The organism is Streptomyces sp. NRRL F-5727 (assembly GCF_000719555.1).
Classification (GTDB): domain Bacteria; phylum Actinomycetota; class Actinomycetes; order Streptomycetales; family Streptomycetaceae; genus Streptomyces.
The window spans coordinates 335,803-349,880 of sequence record NZ_JOGX01000004.1; the positions used below are offsets into that span (position 1 = coordinate 335,803).

The 14,078-nt window shown below is 74.2% G+C and carries 13 protein-coding genes; 2 read left to right on the forward strand and 11 right to left on the reverse strand.

The window, feature by feature from the left end:
* Window positions 1–60 precede the first annotated feature (60 nt).
* From IF73_RS0105265 to IF73_RS0105295, 7 genes are all read right to left on the reverse strand, one after another.
* The gene (locus tag IF73_RS0105265) at window positions 61–1,575 is read right to left on the reverse strand and encodes a glycoside hydrolase family 32 protein (RefSeq protein ID WP_031003913.1); all 1,515 of its coding nucleotides are present in this window, start codon (window positions 1,573–1,575) and stop codon (window positions 61–63) included.
* Entirely contained in the window at window positions 1,572–2,582 is a 1,011-nt protein-coding gene (locus IF73_RS0105270) for an ATP-binding cassette domain-containing protein (protein ID WP_031003915.1), read from the reverse strand. Before IF73_RS0105270 ends, IF73_RS0105265 begins: the two co-directional genes overlap by 4 nt.
* A complete protein-coding gene (locus IF73_RS0105275; RefSeq protein WP_031003917.1) occupies window positions 2,579–3,526 on the reverse strand; it encodes an ABC transporter ATP-binding protein in 948 nt (315 codons plus the stop codon). The genes IF73_RS0105270 and IF73_RS0105275 overlap by 4 nt, the downstream gene beginning before the upstream one ends.
* Window positions 3,523–4,455, reverse strand: coding sequence for an ABC transporter permease (locus IF73_RS0105280; RefSeq protein WP_031003919.1), 933 nt, complete (start codon window positions 4,453–4,455; stop codon window positions 3,523–3,525). The genes IF73_RS0105275 and IF73_RS0105280 overlap by 4 nt, the downstream gene beginning before the upstream one ends.
* A gap of 17 nt (window positions 4,456–4,472) precedes the next feature.
* Window positions 4,473–5,450 (reverse strand): ABC transporter permease, encoded by a 978-nt coding sequence (locus tag IF73_RS0105285; protein WP_031003921.1) that lies wholly within the window; start codon window positions 5,448–5,450, stop codon window positions 4,473–4,475.
* Between the two features lie 78 nt (window positions 5,451–5,528).
* On the reverse strand, window positions 5,529–7,217 hold the full coding sequence (locus IF73_RS0105290) for an ABC transporter substrate-binding protein (RefSeq protein WP_051716533.1): 1,689 nt from the start codon (window positions 7,215–7,217) through the stop codon (window positions 5,529–5,531).
* 74 nt (window positions 7,218–7,291) lie between these two features.
* Window positions 7,292–8,308, reverse strand: a complete 1,017-nt coding sequence (locus tag IF73_RS0105295; RefSeq protein WP_031003923.1) for a LacI family DNA-binding transcriptional regulator — start codon at window positions 8,306–8,308, stop codon at window positions 7,292–7,294.
* 177 nt (window positions 8,309–8,485) lie between these two features.
* Here IF73_RS0105295 and IF73_RS0105300 point away from each other — a divergent pair, with 177 nt between their 5' ends.
* Window positions 8,486–9,070 carry a YdeI/OmpD-associated family protein gene (locus IF73_RS0105300; protein WP_234338159.1) on the forward strand — a complete coding sequence of 195 codons (585 nt, stop codon included), beginning with the start codon at window positions 8,486–8,488 and terminating at the stop codon, window positions 9,068–9,070.
* Window positions 9,071–9,118: 48 nt separating this feature from the next.
* Here the strand turns inward: IF73_RS0105300 and IF73_RS37475 are convergent, their stop codons facing one another.
* Together IF73_RS37475 and IF73_RS0105310 are read right to left on the reverse strand one after the other, a co-directional pair.
* Window positions 9,119–9,454: a GNAT family N-acetyltransferase gene (locus tag IF73_RS37475; RefSeq protein WP_051716534.1), complete on the reverse strand. Its 336-nt coding sequence runs from the start codon at window positions 9,452–9,454 to the stop codon at window positions 9,119–9,121.
* 30 nt (window positions 9,455–9,484) lie between these two features.
* On the reverse strand, window positions 9,485–10,120 hold the full coding sequence (locus IF73_RS0105310) for a TetR/AcrR family transcriptional regulator (protein ID WP_051716552.1): 636 nt from the start codon (window positions 10,118–10,120) through the stop codon (window positions 9,485–9,487).
* Between the two features lie 109 nt (window positions 10,121–10,229).
* Here IF73_RS0105310 and IF73_RS0105315 point away from each other — a divergent pair, with 109 nt between their 5' ends.
* Window positions 10,230–11,264: a hypothetical protein gene (locus IF73_RS0105315; protein WP_031003926.1), complete on the forward strand. Its 1,035-nt coding sequence runs from the start codon at window positions 10,230–10,232 to the stop codon at window positions 11,262–11,264.
* A 7-nt stretch (window positions 11,265–11,271) separates the two neighbouring features.
* Here the strand turns inward: IF73_RS0105315 and IF73_RS0105320 are convergent, their stop codons facing one another.
* The gene (locus IF73_RS0105320; protein WP_031003927.1) at window positions 11,272–12,468 is read right to left on the reverse strand and encodes a threonine synthase; all 1,197 of its coding nucleotides are present in this window, start codon (window positions 12,466–12,468) and stop codon (window positions 11,272–11,274) included.
* A 13-nt stretch (window positions 12,469–12,481) separates the two neighbouring features.
* Window positions 12,482–13,993, reverse strand: coding sequence for a hypothetical protein (locus IF73_RS0105325; protein ID WP_051716535.1), 1,512 nt, complete (start codon window positions 13,991–13,993; stop codon window positions 12,482–12,484).
* Window positions 13,994–14,078: the final 85 nt, after the last annotated feature.

Consider the following 14,078-nt stretch of genomic DNA (forward strand, 5'->3'; position numbering starts at 1 on the left):
GACGACAGGGGGACGGGAGGCGCGCGGCGCGGCCGCGCGCCTCCCGGGGAGAGGGGCCCGTCAGGGCCAGAGTGCGCGGGGGCCGGTGAAGACCGGGGCCATGTGCCAGGCGTCCAGGCGGTCGACGCGGACCTCGCCGACGGCGGTGAGGGAGACTCCGACGGCCTCGTCCGGGCGGGTCGGGTAGACGCGGGAGGCGAGGGCGCGGCCCCCGGCGAAGATCTCCAGGGCCGAGTGGTCGACCAGGACGCGGAGCGCGACGGTGCCGTCCGCGGTGAGGGGCACCTCGCCGGAGCGCGGGGTGGTGTCGGTGTCCGGGTCCAGGCTGCTCGCCTCGCGGCGCAGCCGGAGGGTGGCGGTCGGGGCCGTGCCCGCCCGGGCCAGCTCGACGACGGTCCGTTCGGCGCCGTCCGGGGTCTCGCGGACGGCGAGCCGCAGCACGGCGCCGGGGGCGAGGCGCAGGGTGGCCTCCAGGTCGAGCTGGTCGCCCCGGACCGCGTCCAGGGCCTCGGCCGGGTCGGGCCCGGGGGTGAAGGAGCCGACGGCGACGTGGTCGCGGCGGAGCCGGGCGAGCTCGGGCACGGGCGCCTGGTGGAGGGCGCCGTCGGCGCCGAGGGTGACCAGGCGGGGCAGCGACATGACGCCGGACCAGCCGGCGCGGGCGGTGGCGCCCTCGCCCCGGCCCTCCTGGAGCCAGCCGAACATGATGCGGCGGCCGTCGGCGTCGCGGGTGGACTGGGGGGCGTAGAAGTGGTTCTGCCCGTAGTCGAGCCGGTGCAGGGCGGTGGGGGTGAAGCGGTCGCCCTCGTACCGGCCGGTCCAGTACAGCGGGTGGTGGGTGGTGCCCTCGTCCCAGGCCGAGAAGGCGAGGACGTCCGTCCCCGCCACCTGGAAGAGGTCGACGCACTCCCACATCGTGCCGGTCCAGTCCGGCTCCCCCGCCCGGCCCTCGCTCGCGTCGCCAATGAGGAGGGGGCCCACGTACCGCCAGCTGCGCAGGTCGTCGGAGTCGTACAGCAGCGCCGTGCCGCCCTGTCCGCGCAGGCCGGAGCCGACGAGCTGCCGCCAGCGGCCGTCCTCCTTCCAGACGCAGTGGTCGCGGTAGGCGGTGAGGTCGAGGCCCGCCGGCGGGGCGGGGATCACCGGGTTGCCGGGGTCCTTGGTCCAGTGGCGGAGGTCGGGGGTGCCGGTGGCGACGCAGGGCAGTTCGCGGTCGCCGTGGCGGCCCGAGTAGACGAGGGTGGGGACGCCGTCGTCGTCGACGAGGACGCCGGACCAGCAGCCGTCGCGGTCGGGGCCGGTGGCGCCGGGGACGAGGGCGACGGGCTCGTCGGTCCAGGTGACGAGGTCGGTGGAGGTGGCGTGGCCCCAGTGGATGCGGTGGTGGGCCGGGGCGAGCGGGTTGTACTGGTAGAAGAGGTGGTAGACGCCGTCCCGGTGGGTGAGCCCGTTGGGGTCGTTGAGCCAGCCGCCCGGCGCGGTGAAGTGGTAGCGGGGTCGGTGCGGGTCGCGGGAGGCGCGCTCGGCGAGGCCGTCGGCGAGCGGCTGCGCAGCGGTGATCAGGTCCTGGGTCATGCGGCGGTGGTCTCGGCTTCCGGGGTGTCCGTGCCCTGGAGGACACGGTGGGCGATCTCGCGGGCGGGGGCGTACAGGTGGCAGCGCACCCAGTGCGCCTGGCCCTCGTCCTCGCCGACGACGTGGCGTACGGGAGTGGTGGCGCTGCACGTGCCGTCGTCGTACGGGCAGGACACGGGGTCGAGCACGGCGGCCCGCAGGCGGGCGCGTTCGGCCTTGTCGTAGCCGGTGCGCCGCTCCGGGTCGGGCACGGCGGAGAGCAGCAGCCGGGTGTACGGGTGGGCGGGGGCGTCCATGACGGCGAGCGCGTCGCCGCCCTCGACGAGCGCGCCGGCGAACATGACGGCGGTGGTGTCGGCGAGGTAGCGCGCGGATCCCAGGTCGTGGGTGATGTACAGCAGGGAGAGGTCGCGTTCGTCGCGGAGCCGGCGCATCAGGTTGAGGACGCCGACGCGGACGGAGACGTCGAGCATGGAGGTGGGTTCGTCGGCGAGGAGGACGCGGGGGCCGACGGCCAGGGCGCGGGCGATGGCGACCCGCTGGCGCTGGCCTCCGGAGAGTTCGTGCGGGTGGGCGTCGAGGTGGTCGGCGGGGAGGCCGACCTCGGCCATCAGGTCGGCGAGCCGGCCGCGGTCGGCGGGGTGGCCGTGCAGGACGAGCGCGCGGGTGAGGAAGTGCTCGACGCGGTGGACGGGGTTGAGCGAGCCGAAGGGGTCCTGGAAGACCATCTGGACGGAGCCGCGGTAGGCGCGGCTCGCCCGGCGGCGTTCGGTGCGCAGGACGTCCTCGCCGTCCAGCAGGATCCGGCCGGCGGTGGGCCGTTCGAGGCGGGCGACGCAGCGGGCGATGGTGGACTTGCCGCTGCCGGACTCGCCGACGAGGGCGGTGACGCGGCCCCGGTCGAGGTCGAGGTCGACGCCGTCGACGGCCCGGACGCGGCGGCGGGAGAAGACGGAGCCGACCTGGAAGTCCTTGGTGAGGCCCCGGACGCGGAGGAGGGGGGTCATGCGGTGGCGCCTTCGGTGAGGGCGGCCCAGTGGCCGGGGGCGAGCTCGCGCAGGTCCGGGATGTTGTCCGAGCAGTCGGACCGGTCGGCGGGGCAGGCGAGGTGGAAGCCGCAGCTGTCGGCGGTGCGCGGGGCGTCGAAGAGGCCCGTGAGGGTGGCGCGGGGTCCGGTGAGCGGCGGGAAGGCCCGCATCAGGGCCTCGGTGTAGGGGTGCCGGGGCCGGGCGAAGAGGGACTGGGCGGGGGCGAGTTCGACGATCCGGCCGCCGTACATGACGCCCATGCGGTGGGACATCTCGACCATGAGCGACATGTCGTGGGTGATGAAGAGGACGGAGAAGCCGAGCCGGCGCTGGAGGTCGGCGATCTGGGCCATGATCTCCTGCTGCACGACGACGTCGAGCGCGGTGGTCGGCTCGTCCATGATGAGCAGCTTGGGGCGGAGGGCGACGGCCATGGCGATGACGACGCGCTGGCGCATGCCGCCGGAGAGCTGGTGCGGGTAGGCGCGGAGCCGGTCGGGGCTGATGCCGACGAGGCCGAGCAGCTCGGCGGCGCGGTCGCGGGCGGCCCGTCTCCGCAGCTTCTCGTGGGTGGTGAAGATGTCGGCGATCTGCTCGCCGACGGTGAGGACGGGGTTGAGGGAGTTCATCGCGGACTGGAAGACCATGGCGATCTCGCGCCAGCGGAAGGCGCGCAGTTCGCGGTCGTCCAGGGCGAGGATGTCGCGGCCCTGGAAGAGGACGCGGCCGGCGGTGATCTCGGCGGGTTCCCTGAGGAGCCGCATGACGGCGTTGGCGAGGGTGGACTTGCCGCAGCCGGACTCTCCGGCGAGGCCGAAGACCTCGCCGGGGCCGATGGTGAAGGAGACGTCGTCGGCGGCGACGACACTGCGGCCCTCGCCGCGGTACTGGACCGTGAGGCCCTGGACGTCGAGGACGTTCACTTCTTTTCCTTCCGACGGGAGTCGCGGCGGGCGCGCAGCCGCGGGTTGGTGATCTCGTCGACGGCGTAGTTGACGAGGGAGAGGGCGAAGGCGACGAGGGCGATGCAGAGTCCGGACGGGACGAAGGCCCACCAGGCGCCGGTCATCAGGGCGCCGTCGTTGCCGGCCCAGTAGAGGTTGGTGCCCCAGCTGACGACCGAGGAGTCGCCGAGGCCGAGGAACTCCAGACCCGCCTGGGCTCCGATGCCGAAGACGACGCAGCCGAGGACGGTGGTCATCACCACGGAGGCCATGTTGGGCAGGATCTCCCGGAACATGATCCGCAGCGGGCGCTCCCCGGTGACGACGGCCGCGGCGACGAAGTCCTTGCCGCGGATGGAGGCGGCCTGGGCGCGCAGCACCCGGGCGGAGCCGGCCCAGCCGGTGACGGTGAGGACGAGGACGACGGTGGCGGTGCCGGGCGGCAGGAAGGCGGCCAGGATGACGAGCAGCGGCAGGCCGGGCAGCAGCAGGAAGACGTTGGTGACGAGGGTGAGCAGGTCGTCGACGAGCCGGCCGAGGTAGGCGGAGGCGAGGCCGACGATCAGGGCGACGAGGGTGGCGGCGAGCCCGACGGTGAAGCCGACCAGCATCGAGGTGCGGGTGCCCCACAGGGTGAGGGCGAGGACGTCCTGGCCCTTGGCCGTGGTGCCGAGCCAGTGGGCGGCGGAGGGCGGGGTGGCGCCGGAGTCGCCGATGAGGGAGGGGTCGCCGGGGGCGAGGACGGGGGCGAGCAGCCCGAGCAGGGCGAAGACGGCGAGGAGCAGCAGCCCGGCGCGCGCCTTGCGGTCGGCGAGGACCCGGCGGAGCAGGCCGCGGCGGGCGGCCGGGCGCGCGGGCGCCGGGGCGGCGGTGGGGACGGTGGCGTCCCGGGTGTCGAGGACGGACATGGTGGCGGCTCCCCTCCTCAGCGGACGCGGACGCGCGGGTCGAGGCGGACGTGGACGAGGTCGACGACGAAGTTGGCGAGCAGCACGGCGGCCGTGATGGTGAGGAAGATGCCCTGCATCAGCGGGTAGTCGAGGGCCTGGACGGAGGCGAGGAGCTGGTAGCCGATGCCGGGGTAGGCGAAGACGACCTCGGTGAGGAGGGCGCCGCCGACCATGAAGCCGAGGGCCATGCCGAAGTTGGTGACGGAGGGCAGGAGCGCGTTGCGGGCCGCGTACCGGAACATGATCCGGGAGGGGCTGAGGCCCTTCGCCTCGGCCATGGTGATGTAGTCCTCGGCGGTGGTGGCGATCATCGTGTTGCGCATGCCGAGCATCCAGCCGCCGATGGAGACGAGCACGATGGTGAGGGCGGGCAGGACGAGGTGGGTGGCGACGTTGCCGACGAAGGCGGCGTCGAGGCCGGGGACGAGGCCGGCGTCGTAGGCGTGCCGGAGCGGGAACCAGCCGAGGGTGACGCCGAAGAGGTAGAGAGCGCCCATCGCCAGCCAGAAGTAGGGGAAGGAGCCGATGAAGACCAGCAGCGGGGGGAAGGCGGAGTCGAGGATCCCGCCGCGCCGCCAGGCGGCGAGCACTCCGAGGAGGTTGCCGACGACGGCGGCGATCACGAGGGCGGTGCCGCCGAGGAGGAGGGTCCAGCCGATCTGGGAGCCGATGACCTCGGAGACGGGGGTCGGGAAGCGGGAGAGGGAGATGCCGAGGTCGCCGGTGGCGACCTGGTGGAGGTAGTCGGCGTACTGGCGCCAGAGGGGCCGTTCGTCGAGACCGAAGAGTTTCCGGAGCTGGGCGATCTGCTCGGGCTGCATCGTCCCCTGGGCCTGGGCGAACATGCGGGAGACGGGGTCTCCGGGCATGAGGCGCGGCAGCAGGAAGTTCAGGGTGACGGAGGCCCAGAAGGCGAGGAGATAGAAGCCCAGGTTGCGCAGGACGAGACGCACTGCTCGTTCCTCCCTGGTGGGGTACGGGGGCGGGGGCGGCCTGTCGGGCCGGGCGGGCCGGCGGCCGCCCCCGCGGGGTCACTTGCCCGTGACGGGCTGGAGGGAGGTGAGCACCAGGACGGTGGTCACGGACCGGTTGGAGAGCGTCGCGTACGGGTTCTTCTCCGACGGCCAGCCGGTGAAGCGGCTGTCGGTGTACGCGCCCCACTCGGGGCCGGGGAAGAGCGGGACGACGGGGGCCTCGGCGGCGAACAGCCTCTGCAGCTCGCCGGCCTTGGCCTTCTGGGTCGTGGCGTCGCCGGCGGCGAAGGCGTCGATGAGGGCGTCGGCCTCGGGGTCGCCGAAGCGGTGGTAGTTCTCGGTGGCCTTCTCGCCGACGGGCTTGACGGTGGTACGGGACATGGCGCCGCGGTAGAACTCGTACGGGGTCGCGCCGTTGCCGCTCCACACGATGCCGCTGTCGAAGGAGCCGTCCTCGTAGGAGGCGACGACGGCGGACCAGTCGGGGGACTTCACGGTGGCGGTGACGCCGACCTCGGCGAGGTTCTGCTTGATGATGTTGGCGACCGAGATCCAGTCGGAGGAGGCGGAGCCGACGGAGATGTCGAAGGCGAGCGGCTTGCCGTCCTTGCGGGTGCGCTTCCCATCGCCGCCCGCCTTGTAGCCGGCGGCGTCGAGGGCGGTGGCGGCGGCCTTCGGGTCGTACGTCGTCCAGTCGCAGGAGGCGGCGACCGCGGCGTCGCGCCAGGCGTCGTAGCCGTTCGAGAGGCCGGTGCAGTCGGCGGGCTCGGTGTAGCCGTTCATGGCGACCTCGGCGATCTTCTCCCGGTCCAGTGCGCGGCTGAGGGCCTTGCGGAGGGCGGGGTCGTCGAAGGGGGCCTTGGCGGTGTTGAGCTGCCAGTTGATCATCGCTCCGGTGGTGGGGAACCAGTAGTGGTTCCGCTCCGGGTTCTTCGCGACGAAGGACTTCTCGATCTCCGGGATGAAGGACTGCGTCCAGTCGACCTCGCCGTTGGTGAAGGCGAGGTTGGCGCTGTCGTTGCCGGAGAAGGCGAGCATGCGGATGCCGGCGATCCGCTGCTTGGCGGGCTGCCAGTACGCGGGGTTCTTCCGCAGCTCGTACGACTGGGCCTGGAAGGCGGCGACCTGGGTGTAGGGGCCGGTGCCGACGGGGGTGGCGTTGACGTCCTTGGCCGGGTCGGCGATCTTCGACCAGATGTGCTTCGGCGTGACGAAGTGGCCGCCGATCTCGTACAGCGCGGGCGAGAACGGCTTGGAGAGGTGGAAGGTGACCTTCGTCGGCGTGTCGGCGGTGACCTTCGTGAGGTAGTCGAAGCCGCCGAGGAGCTTCTTCTGGAGCGCGAAGGTGTGGACGACGTCCTCGGCGGTGAACGGCCGCCCGTCGGACCACTTCACGCCCTCGCGGAGGGCGAAGGTGACGGACTTCCCGTCGGTCGCCCGGGTCCAGGAGGTGGCGAGCCAGGGGGTGTCCTTGCCGTCGGCCGGGTTGTGGATCATCAGCGGCTCGTAGACCGCCTCCCGGGTCATCGGGGCGGCCTTGGGCGAGTACGGGTTGAAGTTCCGGGTGAAGGTGCCCATGTCCTCGCGCGGGATCGTGAGCAGCTGCGCGCCGGAGGTGCCCTGGGCGCCGGTCGCTCCGGCGCCGCCGGAGCAGCCGGTGAGCAGGAGCGCGGTCGCGGCGGCGGCCGCGAGCAGGGCGGGGCGGAACCTTCCGGAAGATCGGCCACGGGCGGGGGAGGGTGTCATAATGGTGGCTCTTTCCTCTCTTCAACACACCAGACGAAGACGGGACGAGATGACTCGACGGGCCTGATTCGCGGTCAGACCGACGAGCGTTCGAGCAGCGGGCAGTCGACCGTCACCCTGCGGGTGGCGAGCGGCTGTCCCGCTGCGAGGGCGGCCAGCATCTCCACGCCCTTGGCGCCCATCTCCTCGAAGGGGAGGGCGAGCGTGGTCAGCTTGGGCCGCAGATAGGCGGCGATGAGTTCCTGGTTGTCGTAGCCCACCACGGCCACGTCGTCCGGGATCCGCAGCCCGCGTTCCTTGATGGCGTCGTAGGCGCCCATCGCCATCCGGTCGTTGGCGCAGAAGAGCGCGGTGGGCCGGTCGGCGCGGTCGAGCAGTTCGCAGGCGGCGGCGTAGCCGCCGTCGGCGGTCGCGTGGCCGGAGACGACCAGCGCGGGATCGAGGGGGAGGCCGGCCTCGCGCAGCGCCCGCTCGTACCCCTCGCGGCGGCCGACGGCGGCCGGGATGGCGGGGTCGAGGTTGATCAGGCCGATGCGGGTGTGGCCGGCGTCGACGAGGCGCCGGGCGGCGCGGTGGCCGCCGGTGACCTCGTCGGGGACGACGGAGGGCAGCTCGCCCTCGGCGTCGTAGCAGTTCACGAGGACCGTGGGGACCTCGCGGGCGGCGCGCGGGAGGGTGACGGCGCGGTGCCAGGTCGTGGCGTAGAGCAGCCCCTCCACCCGCTGTTCGAGGAGCTTGTCGAGGGCGGCCGCCTCCTGGGCCGGGTCGCCCTCGCTCGCGGCGATCAGGAGGAACTTGCGGTCGAGCCAGGCGCGGTCCTGGGCGCCCTTGATGACGTCGACCGCGAAGGGGGCGGTGACGATCTCGGTGATCAGGCCGTACCACTCGCTGCGCTGGGCGGCGAGCGCGCGGGCTCCGGCGTTCGGCCGGTAGCCGAGTTCGTCGATGGCGGCGAGGATCCGGCGACGGGTCTCGTCGGGGATCGCCGCGCCGGGCCGGTCGTTCAGGACGAAGGACACGGCCGTGCGCGAGACGCCGGCCCGCCGGGCCACATCGCTCATGGTGACGCTGCGGGCGTGGTTGGCCGCCACGGTGACCCCTCCCTCTGCTGGTACGGCCCCCCGGCCGGAACTCATTGGTTACGCGCTTTAGTAACGCGCGTTAGTTCGACGTTGCAGGCAAGTTACGACCGATCTCCGGCCAGTGTCAATATCTTGTGCGGGTGCTACCCGGACGGGCGCGCGCGGACGTTCGGAGAGGTGGTCGCGGTGGAGACGGTCGGCACGGACGAAGGACTGGAGGTCCTGTCCTTCGACGGCGGCGCCGAACTGGAGACGTGGCTCGCCGGGCACCACGGCGACTCCCCGGGCATCTGGCTGCTGCTCGGCCGCAAGGGCGGCGGCCTGCCCTCGCCGACGGCCGACGAGATCCTCGACCTGACGCTCGCGTACGGCTGGATCACCGGCAAGCGCAAGGCCCGCGACGAGCGCGCGTACCTCCAGAAGATCACCCGCCGCCGGCCGCGCAGCCTCTGGTCCCAGGTCAACGTCCGCCAGGTCGAGCGGCTGCTCGCGGACGGGCGGATGCGCGAGCCGGGCCTCGCGGAGGTGCGGGCGGCGCAGGCGGACGGCCGGTGGGCGGCGGCGTACCCCTCCCAGAAGGACGCGACGGTCCCGGACGACCTGGCCGAGGCCCTCGCGGCCCGCCCGGAGGCGGCCCGCGCCTTCGAGGCGCTCGGCAGGACCGACCGGTACCTGGTGATCCTGAGCCTCTGGCAGGCCAGGACGGCGAAGACCCGGGCGGCCCGGATCGAGCGGGCGGTGACCCGGCTGGCGGAGGGCGGCAGGGCCTAGGTCCTGTCGTCAAACTCCCGTCGTCGCCCGAAGGGCGGCCCCGCGGCGTCAGGTGCGTGCTCTCGGCGTGCCGGGTGGAAGTCCTCGTACTAACTGGTACGACACCTCGGTCTCGCCCCCGCGCCCGGCCGTCTCGACGGTGACGAGGCCGAGCAGCACGCCGTCCTCGGTCCGCACCACGGCACGGCAGCCGGGCGCGCCGACGATCCGCCGCTGCCGGATCCGCACGACGGAGTCGATGACCGGCCCGCCGAGGTGGCGCCGCACCTCCGGATCGGTCCAGAGCCGGGTGACGGCGGGCACGTCCGTGCTCCGCACGGGCCGCAGTTCCAGCCGCTCGGTGCGGAGCACGGCGGCCGGGTGCCGGGTGGGTGAGACGGTCATACGTCAGATCATCGCAGGCCGGAGGAGCGGTCAGGAGTCGGCCGGTCCGGCGCCGCGCCCCCGGACGAGGGGGAGGTAGACCTCGTCCACGATCTCGACGAGGACCTCGTCGGGGGCGCTCGGCACGCCCCGCACCACGAACTCGTTGCGCAGCAGGACCACGGCGACCGTGGCGACCCGGGGGTGCAGTGCCTCGGGGGCGGCCTCGCCGCGGGCGACGGCCCTGCCGAGGACGGTGAGCCACGGGGCGGCGGCGGCCTCGCCCGACTGGTCCTGGAGGGCGGCGAGGAACTCGGCGGCCCCGCCGGCCGCGGCGAGCAGTTCCCGCAGGACGGCGCCGAGCGGCGAGCTCCAGTGCCGGTTGGCCTGCCGCAGCAGTTCCAGGGCGTCGCCGCGGAGGGTGCCGGTGTCGGGGGCGGGGGCGGTGGTGGCGAGTCGCTTGTACGCGGCGGCGCCGAGGGCCAGGCGGTGGGGCCAGCGGCGGTAGAGGGCGTTCTTGTTGGTGCCGGCGCGGGCCGCGACCCTGTCCATGGTCATGCCGGCGAAACCGGACTCGGTGAGCTCGCGGGCGGCGGCGTCGAGGATCGCCTCCTCCAGGGCGGCACCGCGCCGCCGGGTCCGCACCGGCTCCGTCCGCCGCTCCCCCAGTGCCCCGTCCCGCTCCATGGCCACCCCTTCTCCGGTACGAGCCGTACCTCCCCATCTTCCTTGCCCGCCCGGCTCCACCCCAATTAAGGTACGCCCAGTACCTTACCGATCGAGGCGGGAGCGGACCATGCGCGCCAGAGGCATCAGCTACGACACGGGCTTCGTGAAGCACGGCCGGAACGCCCGTCGCGCCTTCCGGCCGGAGACCGTCCGGCGGGAACTGGAGATCATCCGGGACGACCTCCACTGCACGGCGGTACGGGTGATGGGCGGCGACCCGGACCGGATCGAGCTGGCGGCCGGGTACGCGGCCGACCTGGGTCTGGAGGTCTGGGTCTCGCCGTACCCGCTCGAGGAGACCGAGGCCGGCATGCTGGCGCTCTTCGCGGACTGCGCCGCGCGCGCGGAACGGCTGCGCCGGCGCGGCGCCGACGTCGTCTTCGTGGCGGGCGCCGAACTGAGCCTCATGAACCCGGGCTTCCTGCCCGGCGCCGACACCGACGAGCGGGTGGCGCTGCTCCGCCGCCCGGACGAGCTGCGGGCGGCGCTCGGCGGGGTCCGGGCCCGGGTGAACGCCTTCCTCGCCGAGGCGGCGGCGGTCGTCCGCGCCCGCTTCGGCGGCCCGGTCACCTACGCCTCCGTCCCCCTCGAAGCCGTCGACTGGACGCCGTTCGACCTCGTCTCGGTGGACGTCTACCGCTCGGCGGAGATCGCCGCCGGCTTCGCCGAGGGGGTACGGGGCATGGTCGAGGCCGCCCACGGCAAGCCGGTGGCGGTCACCGAGTTCGGCGCGGCCTGCTACCGGGGCGCGGGCGACCGCGGCGCGCTGGGCCTGGAGGTCGTCGAGTACGCCGAGACGGGTCCGGTCCGGCTGACGGGGGCGTACGAGCGGGACGAGGAGGGCCAGGCCGCGTACGTGCGCGAACTCCTCGCCGTCTTCGACGCGGCGGGCGTGGACACCACCTTCGTCTTCACCTTCGCGCTGCACGACCACGTCCACCGCCCCGACGGCGACCCGAGCGCGGACCTGGACCTGGCGAGCTACGGGGTGGTGAAGGTGTACGAGGACCGGAAGGGCATCCGCTACCCGGAGCTGCCCTGGGAGCCGAAGGCCGCGTTCGACGCGGTGGCGGCGTACCACCGCGCCGCACACGGGTCCTGACGATCGATCAGACCTTCAGCAGGGCCTGTACGGCGTCCCAGTCGGCGTCCACCGGCGCGACCGCCGCCCGGCCCGTGGCCACGTCCTTGTACCCGCTGGAGGTGACCACGCAGACGACGGGCCCGTCCTCGTCCGCCGGGTCCGGCCCGTGCGCGCGCAGCCCGGCGAGGCCGGCGGCGGCCGACACCTCGCACCAGATGCCCTGGTCGGCCAGTTCCCGCTGAGCGGCGGCGAACTGAGCCTCCGTCACCGTGCGCGCGGCGCCGCGGGTGTGCTGGATCGCAAGGACCCCGCGGTAGCTGTTCACCTCGCAGTCGATGGCGTACGCGGCGGTCGGCCCGACGGGCACGCGGGCGGCCGGGCGGCCGGACCGCAGCGCCTCGGTGAGGGCGCCGGCCGCGGCCGGCTCGACGCCGTACATCCGGGGCACGGCGTCCGTCACGCCCAGCCGGGCCAGCTCCTGGAAGCCCTTGGCCACGCCGAACAGCAACTCGCCGTAACCCGTGGGCACATGGACGGCGGCGGGCGCCCGACCGAGCGCCAGCGCGATCTCGTACGCGATCGTCTTGTACCCCTCCGGGCCGAACGGGTGCCCGGTGTGCGCCGAGTCCGTGACGCCGCTGACCGACTGGAAGCCGAGCTCGTCGACCATCCGCCGCATCAGGGGCCGTACGGAGGCGTACGGGACGGTCAGCACCGTCGCGCCGTAGGCCCTCAGGTGGGAGGCCACGGCGGGCGGCGCGTGCGGCGAGGTGAACACGGCGCACGGCAGCCCCGCGCGGGCCGCGTACGCGGCGGCGGCCGCGCCGTGGTTGCCCGACGAGGACACGACGATCCCCCGCGCGCCGGAGGCCACCGCGGCGCTCACCGCCACCCGGTTCAGCCGGTCCTTGTGGCTCCACGTCGGGTTGCGCGACTCGTCCTTCACCCACACGCCGTCGGCCAGCGCCACCAGCGGCGTGTTCCCCTCCCCCAGTCCCGGCGCGGCCAGCGGCGGCAGCAGCGGCGCCCACCGTTCGAGCCCGTGCGCGGCGGGCCGGGCGAAGAGGTCCGCCGGCACGGCGTCGTAGTCGTACTCCACCTCCAGCGGGTACGCGACCTCCTCGGTCGACGTCACCGGGCAGCCGGCGGTCAGCGGCGGCCACAGCGGGTGGCGTACGGACGGATCGGCGAGCGACCGCTGGGCACGGGCGAGAGACGTCACGAGGGTCCTTTCCTCAGGAACGGGAGGGGCGGGGGCGGGGCACACCCGCCCCGTCCAGCAGCTCGTGGAGGCGGCGGGCGGGGAGGTTCGGGTTGGCCGCCGCGCCTTCCGCCGACGCCGGTTCGTCGAGGAGCGCCGCGAGGGTGCCCTCGTCGCGCAGGGTCGGGGCTGCGGCGGCCGCCCGGCGCACCCGCTCGTCGGGATCGCCGAGCAGTCCTACGGGTGCCTGCTCCAGGCCGGGGTCGGCGGCGGCGAGGGCGCGGACCTCCGGATCGTCGTGGCCGAGGAGGTGCTGGAGGCCGGTGCGGGGCAGCCGGGGCAGGCTCAGCAGGTGGCGGCGCTGCTCGGGGCGGGCGACGAAGGTGTCGAGGACGAGCTCGGGCGGTGCCAGGGGGTGGCGGCAGGCGAGCCGGTGCCGTACCTCGGGGTCGGGGTCCACGGCCAGCCGCCCCACCAGCTCGGCGGGCAGGCCGGCGTGGCTCGCGGCGACCCGGCGGAGGGTGACGTGCTCGGACCCGGCGCACTCCGCGAACCAGCGCGGGGCGGGCTCGTCGGGCACCTCGCCGATCGGACCGTCGTCCTCCTCGCCGCCCAGCCGGTCGATGGCGTCGCGCTCGGCCCAGGAGCGGGGCAGCGGATGCAGCACGGCCCGCGCCCGGACGGATGCGTCCGGGTCCCCGGCCAGTTCGGCCAGGAGCGCGGCGTCCAGGTCGGCCCTGGCCGCCACGCGTTCCCGTACCCGGGGGTCCGGGTCGCGGGCGAGGCGGACGACGGCGGCGAACGGCGTGTGGGGGTTCTGTGCCAGCGACCAGAGGTCGCGCCCGGCGGCGAGGCACGCCTCGGCCACGGCGTCGGTGACGGGCAGGTGGAGGAGCAGATGCGTCCGGCCGTGAGAGTCCCGCTCCGGGAGGTCCGCCTCCATCGCGACGGGATCCGCCTCCCTCGTCCGCGCGGCGGCCGTCTCCCGCACCGCGGGATCCGGATCGGCCGCCAGGGCCGCCCGCTCCGCCGGGCCGAGCCGGTGCCACGCGTTGCTCACCCCCATGCGCCGGAGGGTGGGATGGGGGTGCTCGGGCAGCCCGCGCCAGAAGGACAGCGGAATCTGCCCCGACGACAGCAGCTCACCGGCGATCTCGCCCGCGGTGACCCGTCCGTCCTCCCCCGCCTCCTCCGCCGTCAGAAGGGCTTCGAGGACGTCGTCCGGCAGGGGCCGCACCTTGCGCAGGCGCGGACAGGGACCGCCGGCGAGGTGCGCGCGCACGAGGCCGGAAGGGTCGCGCACCAGCCTGCCCCGCTGGGCGGGCGCGACATGGGGGTTTCGGGCGAACGCGCGCCGGACGGCCGGGTCCGGGTGCGTGACGACCGCGTCGACGACGTCCTCCGGGAGGTCCCGTCCCTCGCAGAGCGTCGGCCAGGCCGGCCGTCCGGCGGGGTCGAGGAGGCGCAGCAGAACCTCGGGCGGGGCGGCCGGGTTGGCGGCGACCCCCCGGAGCCAGGCGTCCGGGAGCGAGGGAGAGGACGGCATCCGATCATCCTGTCAGGCCGCCGCGTTCGGACGCGACGGGCGTCGCGTGGACGTAGACGCGTAGACGTAGCCGCGCAGCCGCGTC

What these genes read in the sequence shown, in the direction of transcription:
- IF73_RS0105270 (WP_031003915.1), bottom strand. Translation starts at nt 2,582, where the DNA reads ATGACCCCCCTCCTCCGCGTCCGGGGCCTCACCAAGGACTTCCAGGTC.
- IF73_RS0105280 (WP_031003919.1), bottom strand. Translation starts at nt 4,455, where the DNA reads ATGTCCGTCCTCGACACCCGGGACGCCACCGTCCCCACCGCCGCCCCG.
- IF73_RS0105325 (WP_051716535.1), bottom strand. Translation starts at nt 13,993, where the DNA reads ATGCCGTCCTCTCCCTCGCTCCCGGACGCCTGGCTCCGGGGGGTCGCC.
- IF73_RS0105315 (WP_031003926.1), top strand. Translation starts at nt 10,230, where the DNA reads ATGCGCGCCAGAGGCATCAGCTACGACACGGGCTTCGTGAAGCACGGC.
- IF73_RS0105265 (WP_031003913.1), bottom strand. Translation starts at nt 1,575, where the DNA reads ATGACCCAGGACCTGATCACCGCTGCGCAGCCGCTCGCCGACGGCCTC.
- IF73_RS0105290 (WP_051716533.1), bottom strand. Translation starts at nt 7,217, where the DNA reads ATGACACCCTCCCCCGCCCGTGGCCGATCTTCCGGAAGGTTCCGCCCC.
- IF73_RS0105310 (WP_051716552.1), bottom strand. Translation starts at nt 10,120, where the DNA reads ATGGAGCGGGACGGGGCACTGGGGGAGCGGCGGACGGAGCCGGTGCGG.
- IF73_RS37475 (WP_051716534.1), bottom strand. Translation starts at nt 9,454, where the DNA reads ATGACCGTCTCACCCACCCGGCACCCGGCCGCCGTGCTCCGCACCGAG.